The organism is Burkholderia sp. AU4i (assembly GCF_000466765.1).
GTDB classification, from domain to species: Bacteria; Pseudomonadota; Gammaproteobacteria; order Burkholderiales; family Burkholderiaceae; genus Burkholderia; species Burkholderia cepacia.
Genome location: NZ_ASSI01000437.1, coordinates 1 through 725, shown reverse-complemented (window position 1 = coordinate 725; position 725 = coordinate 1). Strand labels below are relative to the sequence as shown.

Here is a 725-nt window from a genome sequence, read left to right as displayed (position 1 = left end):
GGCGCGCTCGGCATCGAGATCGCGTCGCACCGCGACGACGTCGCCGGGTGGCTCGCACCGCTGCATGACCCACAGACCGCGCTTGCGGTCGAGGCCGAGCGGATGGTGTCGCGCGCGCTCGGCGGCAGCTGCGAGGTGCCGCTCGCCGCGCATGCGGTGTGGCGCGCGGGCGAGCTGTACCTGACGGGCCGCGTGTCGACGACCGACGGCAAGCGCGTGCTGACCGCCGAGGAGCGCGGGGCCGTCATGAGCGTCGCCGATGCGCTCGCGCTCGGCCGCGCCGTGTCCGACGAACTCGAGGCGCAAGGCGCGCTCGAGATCGTCCAGGCGCTGCTCGCGGGCTCGCAGGCCGCCGGCAAGGGCGACGCCTGATGGCGGGCGGCGCGCGCGCGTTCACCGCTGTCCTGACGCGCCCGGACGGCCAGTCCGGCGCGCTCGCGTCGCAACTGGCCGAGGCCGGTTGCGACGTGCTCGAATTCCCACTGATCGATATTGCGCCCGTCGACGATCCGGCGCCGCTCGACGCCGCGTTCGCGGCGCTCGCCGATTACGCGCTGGTGATTTTCGTGTCGCCGAACGCGATCGACCGCGCGCTCGCGCAGTACGGCGCGATCTGGCCGAATGCGCTGCCGGTCGGCGTGGTCGGGCCCGGCAGCGTGGCGGCGCTCGAGCGTCACGGCATCGCGGCGCCCGCGCATCGCGTGATCGCGCCGCAGGCGCCGGCC

Annotated in this window: 1 protein-coding gene and 1 pseudogene; both read left to right on the top strand. The window is 75.0% G+C overall.

Annotated features, from left to right (window positions below; translation table 11 throughout):
* A pseudogene (locus L810_RS43350) lies at nt 1-372 on the top strand (hydroxymethylbilane synthase); the annotation flags it as partial.
* Nucleotides 372-725, top strand: a 354-nt coding sequence (locus L810_RS43345) for a uroporphyrinogen-III synthase (protein ID WP_042978479.1), incomplete at its 3' end; no start/stop codon positions are given. The pseudogene L810_RS43350 and the gene L810_RS43345, both read left to right, overlap by 1 nt.